Source organism: Kaistella sp. (assembly GCF_041824135.1).
Lineage (GTDB): Bacteria > Bacteroidota > Bacteroidia > Flavobacteriales > Weeksellaceae > Kaistella.
Map to the genome: position 1 here is coordinate 69483 of NZ_JBGZYM010000035.1, position 17012 is coordinate 86494.

Below are 17012 nucleotides of genomic sequence, written 5' to 3' on the forward strand. Positions count from 1 at the left end.
TCTTTCAGTCTCAAATCTTTTTAAATGCAAGAACAACAAAATCAAATTAAAATCTACAGCTTTTTCCAGAAGATGGTTTATTTCGTCGTCTTGTTGGATTGTGCTTCGTTATTTTTTCTTTCTGCAAATATTCCATTTGTAAGCGAACTTTTGACCAAATTTTCGAAGATGGGTTTATTTTACCCACCTTTAAATGGGAAAATTTGCACAATTATTTTAATTGCATTGGTTGCAATCGGAACAAGAGCCAAGAAAAAAATTGATTTGAATATTGGTAAGCAAATTATTTTGCCAATTATCATCGGATTATCCTTGATGTTTTCTTCGCTACTTTTTATTTCTGAAGCAGGAAATAATAATCTGCCAAAAGTAATTCCACCTTTAAATTTTTCCCAAATTATTTATACGCTTCTCTCTTTTTTAGGAGCATTAATCGCTCAAGTTGGAGCAGATAATATTTCCAAATTGATGCAACAGAAAATGGGGAAAGATCGATGGAATATAGAAGAAGAGAGTTTTGCTCAGAATCAAGAATTGGTAAAAACGGATACTTCTATAAACATTCCTTATCTGTTTAGATTTAATAAAAGAACCAATAAGGGTTGGATCAATATCAATCCTTTTCGCGGAACTATGGTCATTGGAACACCAGGATCTGGAAAATCTTTTGGAGTGATAAATCCTGCAATCCGACAAATGATAGATAAAGGTTTTTGTCTTTGTATTTATGATTTTAAATTTCCAGATTTAGCTAAAATTGCTTACTACCATTATCTTTTAAAGAAAAATAAAGATGCCGATTATCAACATCAATTTCACGTCATCAATTTGAATGAAGTTGAAAAATCAAAAAGGGTAAATCCATTTAAGAAAGAATACATCCAAACTTTGGCGGAAGCACAAGAGATGGCAGAATCGATGGTTTCCTCTTTGCAAAAAGGTGGTTCAAGTTCTGGTGGTGGTTCAGAAGCATTTTTTACACAATCTGCGATTAATTTTCTTTCATCTTGCATTTACTTTTTTGCCACGTTTGAAAATGGAAAATATTCAGATTTACCACACATTCTATCATTTATGAATAGAAGTTATAAAGATATTTTCGATACACTTTTCACCAATGAAGAAATTTATTCTTTGCTATCACCTTTCAAAACAGCTTATGATAATAAAGCATTTGACCAATTGGAAGGTCAAGTTGGAACTTTAAAAATCTTTCTTTCAAGATTGGCAACTAAAGAAAGTTTTTGGGTGTTTTCTGGTGATGAAGTAGAAATGAAAATTACAGATAGAGAAAATCCTTCCATTATTATTTTAGCTTCCGATCCGGGAACACAGGATATTAATTCAGCGTTGTATTCATCGGTTTTAAATAGAACATTGCGATTAATTAATTCCAAAAATAATTTACCAGGAGGAATTATAGCAGACGAATTTCCAACCATTTACATTCATAAAATTGATAACATCGTTGCAACTGCAAGAAGCAATAAAATTGCTGTTTTACTGGGGCTTCAAGAAATTCCACAGCTTCGACAATTTTACAAAAAAGAAGTTGCAGATACCATTTCTGCTATTGTAGGAAATATTCTTTCAGGTTCAGCCAGAGATAAAAATACCTTGGATTGGATGGAAAAAATGTTTGGGAAAATCAAACAAAAAAGCTACTCGCAATCTATTTCACAACAAGGAACGACCACAAGCATTAATGAGAAAATGGATTTTATGATTCCTGCAGGAAAAATAGCAGCGTTGAAAACAGGAGAAATGGTGGGAATGATTGCACAAGGCGAAGAAAATAATACTGAAGAATACAAAACTTCGGCAATCAGCGGAAAAATCAATTTGGATATGAACGCAATTAAAAATGAAGAAAATAATTATGTAGCAATGCCGAATTACTATTCTTTCATCGATAAAAAAGGAAATGACAGAAGAGAAGAAGTTTTGATGACCAACTTTCGGAAAATAAATAAAGAAGTAGAACTCATTGTGAACGAAACTGTTAAAAATTAAAACTATGAAATCGCCATTAACGAGTTTGCAAATAAACACAAATGAAGATTTAGGCGATACCATATGACCTTTAAAAAAATAAAAATCTACATATGAAATCGAAAATAAAATTTAGTTCAATTATTCTTGTCTTGTTCTGCAATTCTTTGGCATTTGCACAATTTAATACGCTTACTCGAACTTCTACAAAAAAAGAAGAATCTATTCAAAAAAAGCAAGAAATTCAAAAAGACAAAAATGCAAACATTGAAAAAAAAGAGAAAAATAATGGCAGAATTAGACTCTTTAAAACGAAGCAAAAAGTAGATTATAAAGCAGAAATAGACTCATTAAAAACGTTGATTTTAAAATACAGCTTATCCAAAAATAAGGAGCAAAAATTAAATTACCAAAAAATTGAAGATTCTATAATTCAAATAATGAAAGGGAATATTGTAAATGCTAACGTAAATAATATCCAAAAATCAATTAAACAATTTGATTTTGCAAATGATAATCAAACCAATGAAATTTCAAAAATATTTATGCCGTTGAAAAATGGACTTTCTGTTACATCACCTTTTGGAACTCGTATTCATCCTATTTTTGGAACAAGAAAATCACACAGTGGAGCGGATTTTAAAGCCAATTATGAAAAAGTGTATTCCATAATGGATGGAATCGTAACTGACGCAGGTTGGGATTCTAAAGGTGGTGGAAATTACATTAAAATCAGGCATTCAAATTCATTTGTAACCAGCTATTTGCACTTATCTCAAATTTATTACAAAGCAGGAGAATTTGTAAAAGCAGGATTTATCATTGCAAAAAGCGGTAATTCTGGAAACTCTACCGGACCACATTTACACTTTTCTGTTACCGAAAATGGAAATTATGTCAACCCACTTCGTTTTCTAAACGACCTTATAAAAACAAACAACTTAATCGCAAATTACTATGAACACTGAAACATTACCAACAAACGATCTAAAAAAATACGGAATTATTAATGAAGATAATACTTTTTCTAAAAAACTAAATGCAGATGATATTTTGAAATTTATGCAAGGTTATACAATTGTTGTCGATAACGATAAAAACCGTGCGACTTTTCAATTGGTGGAAAACAATAGCAAACTAAAAGTGATTTTTCTGGAAAGAGATAAAACCCTATCTGAAATCCTTGAAAACAGCAAAGACAAGGTAGAATATTCCACTATTCAAGAGCTTTCGCAATCAGGTAATCAATTGAATTTTGAAAAAAAAGCATTTGTTTTTGACAAAGAAGCCAACAAAATAGTGGAGTTTGATTTAATAAAAAATGCTACTGAACTTACCGCAATCATTGCAGATAAGAAAGGTGGAAATGAAATAAATCGCTACAAAACAGAACTTCTAAAATTGAAAAGTTTTCTTCAAGATAAGATAGACCAGTTCCCAGAAATGGCTAAAGAAATTACCAATGATTTGAATATTGTGTCAAAAGAAATCAATACAGTCAATGGAATTTCACAAAACGTAAGCAATTCTCAAAAGCAGGAAAAATCAAGCATTCAATTGAATGTAAATGATCCCGATATTTATCAAGATGCAACCAGAATAAGAGAAGAGAATCAAGATGAAGAACAGGAACAAGAAGTGGGAAAATCAAGAGGATTTAGAAGATAAAATTTTTTGAAATGAGTATAACATTAGAAATTAGCAAATACAATGAAAACCGAGAAACCCAAGGTTTTCAGAAAATGGATTTTTCTACAATCGATGAAGCAATAGCGACGCTCGAATTTATGAAAATGGGCTACAACCATTTTAAAACGGGAGAATCTTTAGTTGTAAGATTGGAAGCAGGAACAAAACCACACCTTATTGATTACGATGCTGTAATTCCTATTATCGAATTGAGAAAAGAACTCCAAGAAAAATACAACTCAAAGTTAGCACAAAATGAAAAAGAATACCAATCGAAAAATTCTGATGGAAAAACGAAAATTTCGCCAAACTCAAATTTTATCTTCGAGGAAAACGAATCAACAAGGTATGCGAAAACTTCCTCGGGTGAAAAACTACCCTTTAAATTGTTTAATCCCAATGAAATTAGTGCAGGATCCAATTTATTACGGGAACCGCAAGATTCTTTACAATCCACAGATTTTGCATTAATAGAAAGGCGTTTTGCAGAAAATAACTCGCTTCAACTCTTTGGAAATGAAAAAATTGAGAGTATTGATGATGTTGCTTGGCTTTTCAAGGCATTAGAAAATGAAGCTGTTGAACACGCATTTTTAGTGTATGATTTTAAAGATAAAGGATATTTTGTTCAGCATATTTCTACCGGAACTTTTGATGCTGCATTTGTAGATAATCGACTTTTAATAGGTAATGTTTTGGAAGCAAAACCTGCTTCAATCACATTGGTTCACAATCATCCAAGTGGAACTTTGAAGGTCTCAAAAGCAGATATGGACTGCATCAGGAAACTTCGTGCAGCTTTAGATAAATCCGACATTATTGTAGAAGATGGAATTATCATCAATTTAAGAAGTGGCAAATATGTGGTTTTTAATGAAATATTTGAAGACGAAAAAGCGATGAAATCTAATCCAGATGCTTTTCATAAAATTCAGCCTTATTCTTTCAGTAAGCAAGTTTTGGTAGAAAATTATCAACCTGAAAAAATAACGAGTTCGGCAGATATTGCAAAATTCATTACCTCTCAAAAGTTTGGAATATCCGATAAAACTGAAATGTTGATTATCAATAATCAGTTGAATATTGTGGGGAAATTCATAATGCCCCCCGAAAATCAAGTTGATTTTATCATTGGAAAAGTTGCCAAGTTTGGAGGAGCAAAGTGCATTTTATATGGAAACAATATCACACCTGAAGAAATCAACAAATACAATGAAACGCTTTATTATTCAGGTGTTGAAATTATTGATGCTCTTCTTTTTAAAAGTGAAAATGGAAGAAAAATCTATGATTCTTTTTCGGATAATTCTGTGTTGAAAAGCCAATCACATTTCAAGAATCAAACAAACGAGAATTCTAATATAAATAATTATAAGAAATCGCAAAAAGTAAAAATCATGAGTGAAAGACAATCTTACTATGATACCAATATTCTGAGCGACAGTGGAAAATGGGCAAATCGATTTCGTGATGAAAAACAAGAAACGGACAGTAAAAAAAATAATATTAACAATAAAAATCCAAAAATTATGGAAACGCAAAAAGAATTCAACCAAGTAGATTATTTAAGAAACCAATTAAAATACCTTGGTTTTGGAGAAGGAGAAGCACTTCACAAAGATTTAGATACAGGCATGAAGTCTGCCGAACAACAGTTTGAAATAAAAACAAATTCAGACAAAGCATTACCTGGAAACAAAGTGGATTTTACCTTAAAATTCAATAAAACAGAAAGTGGCGGAGTTTTTCTCAATTCTTATCATGCAAATCTGGAGAATGAGAGAGGCGAAAATATCTCACACAATTTCCCTGTAAATCGAGAAAACACTTTTACAGCAAAAGAGGCAATCAACTTATTGGAAGGTCGTACCGTGAAAATTGAATTTCAAAATCCTAAAACAGAGCAATTAGAACCTGCATTTGTAAAACTAAATTTTGAAGAGCCAAAAACAGAAAAAGGAAATTACAATTTCCAAAATTTCTACAAAAATTATGGAGTTGACACTGATCAGATTGTAGAAAAATCGAATCTAATTTTCGATGAACCGGAATACCGAGAAAACACCATAAAATCTTTAGAAAAAGGAAATATCGTGAAAGTAAAATTTGAATCAGATGACAATGTAATTGAAGGAAAAGCAATTCTTAATCCTCAGTACAAAAATCTAAGTCTTTACGATCAGGATATGAACAGAATTAATACCAATAAACCTTTGGAAGGAATTGAGAACGACAATAAACATGATAAAGGGAACGTGAAGGAACAGAGTATAAAAAGATAATATCACATACAAATTACAATGGAAAGCGGTAGGTTTTATTTTAAAATTTATCGCTTTTTTTAAATCTAACTAATTATGAAATCAATGTTAAAGGAATATTTCAAAGAAAAATTGAATAAAAAGTTTGAAATATCAATAATACTCGCAGGTTTTTCTTTCTTTTTTATTGCGCATTCTTGCAACAAACAAATTAAGCCAGAAAAAGGTGGAATCGACCTTATTTCTAATATTTATTTTGATGCTTCCAAAGGATTGGATAAAATGCAGAACTTCCATATTTCTCGGCTCAATTATACTGGAGATACCGTTCTAGAAATAATTCCCGATGTCACTTTTCCAGAAATTACCAATGAAATCTATTTCATAAAAGATTCCCTTTATTATTCAATTGGTAAAGAAAACAGCAGTAGTGTAATTTTGTCGGAAATTATTAAGAAACAAAAGCCTCATTTAGTTCGTAAAAAGCAAGAAGGTGCGTTGTTTTCTGATGAGTGGATTCCGAATTATCTTCATCGTAAAAATTTAAGCGATACAGTTCTATTCAAAAAAAAATACAAAAGATTTGAAGTAAATTCTGCGACAAGTTTCTCTCGATTCTATGTTTTTCCAACCGATACAATTTTACCTTATTCCATTTACAAACACGCTGAAATAGACTACGGCGGAAGATTGGAACGCATTGATTCCTACAATAAAGTGAAAGATATTTTTGTAACCCTTCAACTTTTGCCAAGAAAAAACTGGGATAATGAAGCCAAAGAAATCTTTGATTACAATCATTTTGTGAAAAATAAAAAGTGATGGAAGCAAATTCAAACTATAAAACTACAACGGAAGAAATTTCAGATAGCGTTTTGGTCTTAGATTATTTTCTTCATCTTGAGCAAAAAGGTAAAGTACAATTTGAAAGAAAAACAGGGCATGACTACTATTTTAGAACCGAAAATAATAAGTTTTCTGTGTCAGAAAAAGGATACTTTGATTTCAAAACTGGAACAGGAGGACAAATAATCAAAGCCGTTATGGAACTTGAAAAATTAGAATGGAAAGATGCTTTAGAATTTATAAAAAATTTCAACAATCAAGTTGATAATAAAAAATGGATTGCAGAAAAAAGAAGAAATTTCACTGGAAGCAATGACCAAGAAAACGCTAATGTAATCATCACAAATTCATTTAGACCCAACAATGAAAAATTGATTTCGTATTTTGAAGAGAGAGGAATTTCAAAAGAAGTTTTAATAGAAAATACACGGCAAATTCATTACGAAATCGAAGGTAAAAATTATTTCGGGATAGGAATCGAAAACCTTTCTCAAGGAATTGAAATTCGGAATCCAATGCTGAAAACCAAAATTGGTCTCAATGATATTTCTGAAATTAAAGGTAACATAGATGAGATGGTTGTTTTTGAAGGATTAACTGATATGCTTTCTTTTTTGCAACTTTTGAAAACCAATAATCAAAAGAATAACAGAACGCTCATCTCTCTTAATTCTACTTCTAATATTGATAAATTCGTAAACAGATACAGAGATTTTAATGGAAAAATATTTCTTTGTCTTGATGGAGATAGAATAGGAAATATCGCAACACAAAAAATACTTGATGAACTCAATGGTAAAAAAATCAAGGATATTCGCTCATTGTATCAAATTTCTGACTTAGAAAATAATGATTTGAATGATTATTTGAAAAACAAAATCAATCTTCAAAATAATAATATTAACTTAGTTGAATCAAAAAATTCTGCAAATGAAAACGCTACCGTTAAATCCGAAGCTGCACCCAATTCTGTCCAAGTGGAACGAAAACCACTTGAACGAAACCTTGGAAACAATAGCAAAAGTGGCGAATCCAAGCAAAACGGAAATCACGCAATCGGACAAAGATTGGGCAGCGAAAATGTTGGAAATGGACTTGCAAGCGCAATCCGGAGCAATAATAGAGTTGGATTATATACAACCACACCCATTGTTGGAACACAACAAATTGAAGCTCGAAAAAATGAAGGAGCAGAACATTCCTTGGTCGGAAAATTAGGAAAAAATTCAACAAATATTGCAGAGTTAGATGCTCTGATTTTAAAATATAAAGGTCAAAAATTGACCAACGAACAAGTTGCGGAAGTAGTTTCTGCAACTTGTTTAGTTTCCGATAATCAAGAAGTTTTAATTAGAGAAAATCTAAAAATCACAGATGATTTAAAAGACATTTGCAACCAATTCAAAAGTGGCGGAACTGCAAAAGAAGGAAGAGGAATTTTAGATGAATATTATACCGATCACAAAATTGTGGATTCCGTTCGCAATTTAATTAAAAACCAATTCAACGATAAAAAAGATATTGCGGTTTTAGAGCCAAGTGTTGGAACTGGAAATTTCATTTATGCAGCAAAAGATTTAGGTGTTCAATCCAAAATCACTGCATTCGAAATCAACGAAATTACTGCAAAGATTGCTAAAATCTTGCACTCCGAAACAGAAGTCAATCTTCGCTCTTTTGAAACAGAATTTATTGATGAAAAAGGAATTAAAACACCAGTTTCAGATATAAAAAAATACGATTTAATTATCGGAAATCCACCGTATGGCGAACACAGAGGATTGTACAAAGGATTGGGAGAAGAAAGTAAAATTTCAAAGTACGAAGACTATTTTGTCAAAAGGAGCATAAATTCTTTAAAACAAGATGGGATTTTGGCGATGGTTCTTCCTTCTGGTTGGTTGAATCGTCAGAAGAATCTGGAAAATGCAACTGTAGTTAACGCGTTTCGTTTGCCAAGTGGAGCATTTTCGGGAACTCAAATCGGGACTGATATTATAATTCTGAAGAAGAATTTCCAAAAAATTGGTGTTGATATTTCTAAATATTTCAATGAAAATCCTCAAAATATTTTAGGGAAAATTCGCGAAAAAACAAATCGTTTCGGGAAGTTAGAAAACTATGTTTACGGCCGTTTGGATGAAGCTCTCGTTTTACTTGAGCAACTTCAAAACAAAAAAGAAATTGGTAGAATTGGAAACCTTTTCGAGGATTATTATTCGGAAGATGTAATTACTACACCTGAAAAGTATTCCAATAAAACTGAAGTAGAAATTCATACAAAAGAGACCGAAGTTAGTACTGAAAATACTCTTGAAATTGCCAAAGAAAAGATTGACGAAGCATTAAACACACTGAATGAAATAAAGTTTAAATCGCCTGCAATTTTCAGTGAAATAAAAAAATACGCGAATTTTAAAAATGAAATTTTTGCAAATCCCAGTAAATTTTCTGCAAACGAACTGAAAGAAATTATCCAAAAATCGGATAAGATTATTCAATCTCAAAAGCATTTAAAATCCGAATATGAAATTCAGAAAACGCCTATCATTAAAAGTAAAATTCTGAAATATCACTTTATTAAAGATGATAAAATTGTAGAAACTGCGCTTCAAAATAATCCTAATATTTCTATGGCACAAATCGAAGCTTTTCGCGATACAGCTTATGATGGAACTTTAAATAATCATGAAAAACACAAGCAATTTGCAAACTATATTGATGGGAATTGGGTGCATGATTTTTATTATGCTGAAGGAAATATTTATAAAAAATTGGAGCAATTGGAGGTGGATTTCAAGGATTCAAAAGCGAGTGAAAGTTCTAAAATTCAGTATCAAAAACAGAGAGTTTTACTGGAGAATGTTTTGCCAAAGCAGAAATCTTTGGACGAAATTTCAGTTAGTCCCAATCACGAATTTATTCATCAATTTGGTTTAGGTCAGATAGAAAAAGAAGATTATAATTACAATACACGACAAACGGAAACTATTATTGTCGATTATAATTTGGCTTCAAAATTCAAGGATTTTGTTGGCAATTTGCCGAGTGAAGCTTTTGCAGGTTCATCTTCTTGGGAAGTAAAAAGTTTTGTAGATAATGAAACCGTTACAGGAAGTGATAAGGAACGAAATTCTTTAATCCGAGAAAGAAGAAAAGCGGCTGCAAATGATTTATTTCAAAAGTTTGTTCGGGAAGAATTATCGGATGATTTGCGAATTCGATTTGTGAATGATTTTAACCGGAATTACAATAATATTCACGTTCCGGAATATTCAAAATTTCCGTTATTTTCTAAAATTCATCGAAATTTCAAAGGACAAGAATTGCGTTTAACCGAAGTGCAGAAAGCGGGAATTGGCAGACAAACCACAAAAGGAGTTGGACTTTTGGCACATGAAGTTGGTTTTGGAAAAACACTCTCCGGAATCCTCTCAATGCACGAAGCAATGGAAAGAGGAAATGCTAAAAAGCCATTGATAGTTGTTCCCAACGAAAGTATTTTGAAACAATGGGTAGAAACTTTATTTGAAACAATTCCGAATGTAAAAGTGAATGTTTTAGGGAATTTGGGTAGAGATTATGATTTGTCAAAATTCGATAATAGAGAAGGGGAAATTACCATTGTGACCTATGAAGGATTCAATAATATTGGTTTTTCTAATGAAATCACCGAAAATTTATCTTCAAAATTCAACTATATTTCAACCAATGAACTGAAAAGTTTAACAAATACAGAAAGAGATATTCAAATCGAATTGCAGAAAGAAAAAGAAATCGAAGGGAAAATGAAGCGAGGTAAAATCTATGATTGGGAAGATTTCGGTTTTGATCATTTGACTTTTGATGAAGTTCATAACGCCAATCACATTGTAGGAAAAGTAAAAATTGAAGACCGACGATTTTCTTCAGATTTTAGGAGTCAAAATCAACAAACATCCAAAATTGGAATCAATACATGGATGGCTTGTCAATACATTCAAGACCAGCAAAATGGTAGAAATGTAACGCTGCTTTCCGCAACACCTTTCACAAATAAACCTTTGGAATATTATTCGATTTTATCTTTAATTGCCAATAAGCGTTTGGAAGAATCGGGATATTTTAATGTCAATAATTTCTTTGAAACATTCATGGAAGCCGATAATGACATGGAAATTGATGCAAAAGGCGATGTGAAATTTAAAGCCAATGTTAGACGTTTTAAAAATAATTCATTGTTTCAGCAGCTTCTTTCGGAATTTATTGATATTAAAGGAGAAGAGGATAATTTGGAATTAGTTCGACCCAATAAAATCAATAAAGAATATAAAATTGAACAAAATGATTTGACAAAAGAGCAATACGATTTCCTTAATGACAATTTTGATGAAACCGAAAAAGGAGCGATTTTAACCCAAATTTTAAACGCGAGATTAATTGCAATCTCTCCGTATTTATCGATTTATTATCATGAAAAAGAACCAACATTAAAAGAATTTATAGAAAATTCTCCGAAACTGAATCAAACGATGAATTTGATTCGTCAAAATAAAAAAGACATTCCAGATTCTGGACAAATTATTTACTCTGAATTAGCAGTTGCACAGTTTCCAAAATTGAAAGAATATCTGATTAATGAAGTTGGATATCTTCCGGAAGAAATCGGAATTATTAGTGGAGCAACGAGTAAGAAACAAAGGATATCTATTCAAAATGCTTTCAATGAAGGGAAAATTAAAATCGTGATTGGTAGTGAAGCCATTCAAGAAGGAATGAACCTGCAAGAAAACACGACAGATATTTACATGCTTTCTTTGCCCTATAATTTCACATCGTTGCGGCAAGTAGAAGGACGAGCTTGGAGACAAGGAAACAAAAATGAAAATGTTCGGATTAATTTTTTGCTGACCAATGATAGCATTGATGTTTTTATGCTTCAAAAATTACAAGCAAAACAAGCCAGATATGTAGAAGCGATGAAAAAAGGATCAGATGTTTTAGATATTTCAGACATCAGTACTCAAGAACTCAAAACGTCAATCATAACAAATCCCGAAACAAGGGCAACTATTGAGATTGAATTGATTAAAAAACGCTTAGAAAGCGAGAGAAATAAATATCTCGCAGATAGTGCATTTGTACTGCGAAAATATGAAGATTTTACAAAAGTACAAGGAGAAGTCTCAAAAGCAAAAATCTCTTACAATAGAATCAAAGAGTATGCAAATAACACTTCCGACGGCAACTCGGAATACTGGGAAAACCAATTGCCATTTTACCAGAAAACAATCGAGTTAGCAAGAACCGATGTGCAAAATACTATTGCTAATCTTGCATCAAAAGGCGTTAATGTAACTGAAATAGAAATACAAACTCAAACCACTGCTAATAATATTGCTATTATAGAAGCGAAAATGGAGGAGTTGCCACTCACAAAAGATGCTCTAATAATTCAGTATCGAGAAGAAAAAGAATTACAAATGAAGAGAAATATTAAAAAAAATCATATTAAGGATAGGGAATTAGAAAACAGATCGTTGTTTAAAAGTGGTGATCTTAAAAACGTTGAATCTGAAACAGAAAATGTAAAAAGTGCATATGCAGTAACATATTCGGGCGATTCTGTTGAGCATATTAGATTCGCTGGAAGAAGATAATAAAATAAATTATGTCTCAACTCTTAAACTTACACACATTAGGGATTCTAAACAGCCATCTCTTGGCTGAGTAAGATTTTATTTTTGTAGAATAAAATTTCTTACAATGACAAAAATTTATCCAAATGCAGTTGATTTCCCCAAACCAAAAGGCTACTTCGGTATCGGAATTGAAAATGCTATGCAAACCCAAAATATTGGTACAATTTGGCGTTCTGCTCAAATTATGGGAGCCGATTTTATTTTCATTATCGGCGGAAATTACAAAAGAATGAAAACCGATACCATTGCGGCTCATCGACATATTCCACTATTTTATTTTGAGAACTTTCAGGATTTTTATAAATCTTTACCTTTTGAAAGCAAATTAATTGGAGTTGAATTAGACGAAAAAAGCATTCCTATTTCAGAATTTAAACATCCCAAACAAGCGGTTTATTTATTGGGGTCCGAAAAGACTGGACTTTCAGAAGAAGCAAAAAATAAATGTCATCTTCTGGTTCAATTACCCGGAAGACTTTCTTTAAATGTTTCTGTTGCAGGTTCGTTGCCAATGTATGACCGATTAATGAAACCTACTTTTTGCACAATTTAAATGTTTAAACTAAATAGTCACACTTTGTCTATTTAGTTTAATATATTTGTAATATAAAATAAAGACAATGGCAAAAAGAGATCAAATGTTGAGATTAATGCATATTTCAAATCTGCTTCAAAACAAAAAGAATATTGGTGCATCTTATGATGAAGTTCGGCAGTATTTGGAAGAAAAACATTTCGACCAAAAAGGATATGATAATGATTTGGCTTTCAGTGAAAAAACCTTTAAAAGAGATCGCGATTTGTTGTTGGAAATCTTCGGAATTGAAACCCAATTCAAAAGATCGACAATGACTTATCAGGTTGTAGATGATGAAAATGTGGAAAATGCGAAGGGAATTTTCGATAATCTTCTCCTGATAAATGCCTATAAACAAACTGCTGCTTATTCGAAAATTATGTTTTTTGAAAAAAGACAAGCATCTGGACTTGATCATTTAGACGGTATTATTTACGCCATCAAAAATTCTAAAACAATCAGTTTTCAGTACCGAAAATATTGGGAAGATGTTTCGCATAAAAAAGTTTTGCAACCTTATGCCTTAAAAGAATTTCGAAATCGCTGGTATTTGCTTGCCAATGACGTTGATGGCAAAGATTTCTTTCTTAAAACTTATGGTTTAGATCGGATTACTGATTTGGATATTTCGTCCAAGAAATTTTCAAAAAAGGAAATAGATATCGAAGCGCTTTTCATTCACTCTTTCGGAATTGTTGCGAACCTCGATGATAAGCCGGAAAAAATCACTTTGTCTTTTAAACAAAATCAAAAAGGATTTGTGAAATCACTGCCTATTCATCATTCACAAAAAATTCTGATTGATAATAATGAAGAATATCGAATTGAATTGAACTTGATTCCAACTTATGATTTTTACCAGGAATTATTGACGCACGCAGAACGATTGAAAATTGTGGAACCTAAAACAGTAAGAATTAAATATTTAGAATTTCTTCAAATGGCGATGAATATGAATAAAAAACTTTGAAAAAAAATGGATCAAATAAATACAGGAAAATTTAAGAACGTACCATCAATAGAAGAAGACACTATCATTTTGACATCTCTTGAAATAAAAGTGAGAGGAATAGATGCATTAATGGAAATTTGGATTTATGATAAAGTAATTCAAGCAACAAGCATCATTTTCGTTAAAGAGGAGATTGCCCATTTACAAGATGAAGATTTAATAAAAATAATAAATGAAGATTTCAAATACTTTGATGTGAACATTAGCCGTAACAATCCCAATTATGTTTTCGTGAATTTTGCTAATAAAATTATAAAAGAATTTGGAACTAATAAAATTACTTTAGAAAAATCCTGAGAAATATTGTTAAATTAAAAAAAAATAGAATAATTATGTCTAGGAAACTCCTCTACATCCACGGACTGGGCTCAGATCGAAACTCCAGAAAATTTATAAATCTTAAGGAATATTTCAAAGAGCAATTCGAGTACAATTTTATGGAATGGAATAATGGTTCCAATATTTCCTTGCTTTTAGAGGAAGCCGAAAAGTGGCTTCATTCAGAAACAAAAGAGGAAATTGTTTTAGTTGGAGATTCGACGGGAGCAAACTTCGCCTATCAATTAAGAGAAAGATTAAAAGAAAAGAAGATGAAATCAATTCTCATTTTAACCAGTCCGTTGCTGGATATTGAAAATAGAATTGCAGATTTTGAATTCCCAAAAAGTTTAATTCCCCAATTAGGAAAAATCGAAAATCCGGAAGATGCACTTATTATTGCGTCACAAAAAGATGAAGTGCTTAACCAAAAACCGCTGTTCGAAAAACCTTTAAAAAATATTGAATTGGTAGATGTTGAGGACAGTCATCGCCTGCTGAAATTTGAAAGTTATTTGCCCAATGTTGAAGATTATATTCAATCTCAATTATAAAAAATGCAGGAAAATAAATCCTGCATTTTTTGTTTAATTCTATTTATTTCTTTTCGAGTTCCCTCATTTTTTCTAAGAATTCTTTTTCTTCCATGTAGAAAAGTTTAGGAGTTGCCTCTTCAGTTTTCGCAATCCAAATCATAAGTTGCCCGAACCTAAGGTCTGGATTTTTCAACCATAATTCTTCAAGTTTCTCTAAAAATGGTTTAATTCTTTTTGGATCTCTCATAAAATATTTTTTTCATTCGTGTGTTTAGAACCCTAATAATTAATAATGAATAATTTTTTACCCAATTTCTCACTTTTTTTAATGCTGTCATGTGTTCCTTTAGATTTACCATCCCAAAACGCAAACACCGTATCAGCACATTCAACGATTTGAGTATTTCGGGCAAGAGCAGCGCCACGACCATATTTTTCAAAGTTAGGTTTGAAAATGATCATTTCAACCTCTTTTTCAGTGGCGAATTTTTCGGCCAAAGTATCGGCACCTTTTGCGCCCCCAGAAACAATCGAATTGAGAGAAATTTTGTTCTCATTAATAAATTTTTCCAATTCATTTTTAAGAAATTGGTAGTCATTAAAATCCCGACCACCTACAATTGCTATTTTCATAATGCTTTATTTTAAGCGAAAATAGAATCTGCGATGGACGAAATGCGTCCATTTATATTGGGTTCATCTGAAAAAATGTATTAAGCTAAAAAGATTAAAATAAATCAGAAAATAAATTCGCGGCTAAAAGTAAACTACCGTATTTTGGCGTAGTGGTTTTTCATCTTTGCATTAATAAAATTGCAAATGATGAAAACAAAAGTAACTTTCAATGTTTTAGAATGTATCGAAACAATTCACCAGATTTCTAAAGGTTCTTATCTTCGAGAACCCCTTTTTGAGGCTTTAGAGCACCAGTTGGCGCTGCTTTGTCCCTATTTGCAATTGAATGAAATAGAAACAATTCTATTTGCGAATGCCTTTGTAAATTGGTTTGAGGACTCAAATTTTCAAAATGTATTTGAACATTTTGGAATGACGAGTTTTCAGGTGCTGAAATACAGAGAATCGATTGATGTTTTATACGATCGAAATCTTCTGATGAACAAAGAAAGCCGGAAAAGACGCATCACTTCTTACGAAATTTCCCAATCAATCATTAATATTATTTCAAAGAATGAACCACTAAAAATTGCAAAAAAAGAAGAGATCGTTAAAGAAAATAATTTGGTGGATTTGCTAGAAGAATTTGACGAGATGAGTGATCAGTTCGACCTTGATGCCATATCTTTCTATGATTTTCAGGAGTATATTTCCACCCTTTGTAAAGAAAATGGGGAGATGGCGCTCTTCCGTGAAATTAAAAATTACAGACTCGATTCATTTGAAACCTATTTTTTTCTCGATGCGATTTGGGATGTAATTTCAGCCGGTAATAACGATTTTAATACTGGAATCACCAGTACTGTAAATGATTATTTTAAGAAGAGAAGTCAGGCTTTGGAACTGACCAAAAAAATTATCAATAGAGAGACGAAACTCAGCAAATTAAATCTTATAGAAATTTCTCAATCCGGCTTTGCAAATAAGCACAACGCTAAACTTTCCAAAAAAGTAACTGATTTTCTGTATGAACATCACGACAGTCTGTGAAAAAACCTCCGTTTATTATTATCAAAAATAGCGAAATAAATTCAATAAATCGTAGGGGAATTCGTATATTTAATGATGCAGCATATCACTGGAATCCCCCGCAATCAAATGGTTTTTACGAGTTTGGAACAGAGTGTTTCTGAAGGTAATCCGGTTCGTTTTGTTGATGCTTTTGTGGAAAATATCGATTTAGAAACATTGGGTTTTGAACTGCAAACGCTACGATTGGAAGGACGACCAAGTTACAGTGCCAAAATATTTCTCAAAATCTATTTGTATGGTTATCTCAATGGACTTCGTAGTTCGAGGAAACTGGAAAAAGAATGCGTTCGCAATATCGAGCTCCAGTGGCTTTTGTCCGGACTTGTACCCAATTACCACAGTATTTCTGATTTTCGAAAAGATAATCCTTCCGGCTTAAAAAAGCTCTTCAAA

Annotated in this window: 14 protein-coding genes; 12 read left to right on the top strand and 2 right to left on the bottom strand. The window is 31.8% G+C overall.

All coding sequences use genetic code 11. From position 1 onward, the window contains the following. Positions 1-24 precede the first annotated feature (24 nt). The 10 genes from ACEYOS_RS04245 to ACEYOS_RS04290 all read left to right on the top strand — a co-directional run bounded on the left by ACEYOS_RS04245 (position 25) and on the right by ACEYOS_RS04290 (position 14930). Positions 25-2013 carry a type IV secretion system DNA-binding domain-containing protein gene (locus ACEYOS_RS04245; RefSeq protein WP_373709190.1) on the top strand — a complete coding sequence of 663 codons (1989 nt, stop codon included), beginning with the start codon at positions 25-27 and terminating at the stop codon, positions 2011-2013. Between the two features lie 92 nt (positions 2014-2105). Further along, positions 2106-2960, top strand: a complete 855-nt coding sequence (locus ACEYOS_RS04250; protein WP_373709189.1) for a M23 family metallopeptidase — start codon at positions 2106-2108, stop codon at positions 2958-2960. Further along, entirely contained in the window at positions 2950-3660 is a 711-nt protein-coding gene (locus ACEYOS_RS04255; protein ID WP_373709188.1) for a hypothetical protein, read from the top strand. The genes ACEYOS_RS04250 and ACEYOS_RS04255 overlap by 11 nt, the downstream gene beginning before the upstream one ends. Positions 3661-3671: 11 nt before the next feature. Continuing rightward, positions 3672-5963, top strand: a complete 2292-nt coding sequence (locus ACEYOS_RS04260; protein WP_373709187.1) for a JAB domain-containing protein — start codon at positions 3672-3674, stop codon at positions 5961-5963. Positions 5964-6038: 75 nt separating this feature from the next. Beyond that, entirely contained in the window at positions 6039-6764 is a 726-nt protein-coding gene (locus ACEYOS_RS04265) for a hypothetical protein (RefSeq protein ID WP_373709186.1), read from the top strand. Next, the gene (locus ACEYOS_RS04270; RefSeq protein ID WP_373709185.1) at positions 6764-12427 is read left to right on the top strand and encodes an Eco57I restriction-modification methylase domain-containing protein; all 5664 of its coding nucleotides are present in this window, start codon (positions 6764-6766) and stop codon (positions 12425-12427) included. Before ACEYOS_RS04265 ends, ACEYOS_RS04270 begins: the two co-directional genes overlap by 1 nt. Before the next feature lie 106 nt (positions 12428-12533). Then, positions 12534-13022 (top strand): RNA methyltransferase, encoded by a 489-nt coding sequence (locus ACEYOS_RS04275; RefSeq protein WP_373709184.1) that lies wholly within the window; start codon positions 12534-12536, stop codon positions 13020-13022. Positions 13023-13089: 67 nt separating this feature from the next. Next, positions 13090-14016, top strand: coding sequence for a WYL domain-containing protein (locus tag ACEYOS_RS04280; protein ID WP_373709183.1), 927 nt, complete (start codon positions 13090-13092; stop codon positions 14014-14016). 6 nt (positions 14017-14022) lie between these two features. Then, the gene (locus ACEYOS_RS04285) at positions 14023-14355 is read left to right on the top strand and encodes a hypothetical protein (RefSeq protein ID WP_373709182.1); all 333 of its coding nucleotides are present in this window, start codon (positions 14023-14025) and stop codon (positions 14353-14355) included. A gap of 35 nt (positions 14356-14390) precedes the next feature. Then, positions 14391-14930, top strand: a complete 540-nt coding sequence (locus ACEYOS_RS04290) for a YqiA/YcfP family alpha/beta fold hydrolase (protein WP_373709181.1) — start codon at positions 14391-14393, stop codon at positions 14928-14930. Between the two features lie 43 nt (positions 14931-14973). Here ACEYOS_RS04290 and ACEYOS_RS04295 read toward each other — a convergent pair whose 3' ends face one another. Both ACEYOS_RS04295 and ACEYOS_RS04300 read right to left on the bottom strand, forming a co-directional pair. Beyond that, positions 14974-15159: a hypothetical protein gene (locus tag ACEYOS_RS04295; RefSeq protein WP_373709180.1), complete on the bottom strand. Its 186-nt coding sequence runs from the start codon at positions 15157-15159 to the stop codon at positions 14974-14976. A 32-nt stretch (positions 15160-15191) separates the two neighbouring features. Next, positions 15192-15545, bottom strand: a complete 354-nt coding sequence (locus tag ACEYOS_RS04300) for a DUF2493 domain-containing protein (RefSeq protein WP_373709179.1) — start codon at positions 15543-15545, stop codon at positions 15192-15194. A 189-nt stretch (positions 15546-15734) separates the two neighbouring features. On the opposite strand from ACEYOS_RS04300, the gene ACEYOS_RS04305 reads away from it, so the two are divergent. Next, entirely contained in the window at positions 15735-16577 is an 843-nt protein-coding gene (locus ACEYOS_RS04305) for a hypothetical protein (RefSeq protein WP_373709178.1), read from the top strand. Positions 16578-16649: 72 nt separating this feature from the next. Further along, positions 16650-17012: transposase (locus tag ACEYOS_RS04310; RefSeq protein ID WP_373797514.1), on the top strand; the 363-nt coding region annotated here is incomplete at its 3' end.

What these genes read in the sequence shown, in the direction of transcription:
- ACEYOS_RS04245 (WP_373709190.1), top strand. Translation starts at nt 25, where the DNA reads ATGCAAGAACAACAAAATCAAATTAAAATCTACAGCTTTTTCCAGAAG.
- ACEYOS_RS04250 (WP_373709189.1), top strand. Translation starts at nt 2,106, where the DNA reads ATGAAATCGAAAATAAAATTTAGTTCAATTATTCTTGTCTTGTTCTGC.
- ACEYOS_RS04255 (WP_373709188.1), top strand. Translation starts at nt 2,950, where the DNA reads ATGAACACTGAAACATTACCAACAAACGATCTAAAAAAATACGGAATT.
- ACEYOS_RS04260 (WP_373709187.1), top strand. Translation starts at nt 3,672, where the DNA reads ATGAGTATAACATTAGAAATTAGCAAATACAATGAAAACCGAGAAACC.
- ACEYOS_RS04265 (WP_373709186.1), top strand. Translation starts at nt 6,039, where the DNA reads ATGAAATCAATGTTAAAGGAATATTTCAAAGAAAAATTGAATAAAAAG.
- ACEYOS_RS04270 (WP_373709185.1), top strand. Translation starts at nt 6,764, where the DNA reads ATGGAAGCAAATTCAAACTATAAAACTACAACGGAAGAAATTTCAGAT.
- ACEYOS_RS04275 (WP_373709184.1), top strand. Translation starts at nt 12,534, where the DNA reads ATGACAAAAATTTATCCAAATGCAGTTGATTTCCCCAAACCAAAAGGC.
- ACEYOS_RS04280 (WP_373709183.1), top strand. Translation starts at nt 13,090, where the DNA reads ATGGCAAAAAGAGATCAAATGTTGAGATTAATGCATATTTCAAATCTG.
- ACEYOS_RS04285 (WP_373709182.1), top strand. Translation starts at nt 14,023, where the DNA reads ATGGATCAAATAAATACAGGAAAATTTAAGAACGTACCATCAATAGAA.
- ACEYOS_RS04290 (WP_373709181.1), top strand. Translation starts at nt 14,391, where the DNA reads ATGTCTAGGAAACTCCTCTACATCCACGGACTGGGCTCAGATCGAAAC.
- ACEYOS_RS04295 (WP_373709180.1), bottom strand. Translation starts at nt 15,159, where the DNA reads ATGAGAGATCCAAAAAGAATTAAACCATTTTTAGAGAAACTTGAAGAA.
- ACEYOS_RS04300 (WP_373709179.1), bottom strand. Translation starts at nt 15,545, where the DNA reads ATGAAAATAGCAATTGTAGGTGGTCGGGATTTTAATGACTACCAATTT.
- ACEYOS_RS04305 (WP_373709178.1), top strand. Translation starts at nt 15,735, where the DNA reads ATGAAAACAAAAGTAACTTTCAATGTTTTAGAATGTATCGAAACAATT.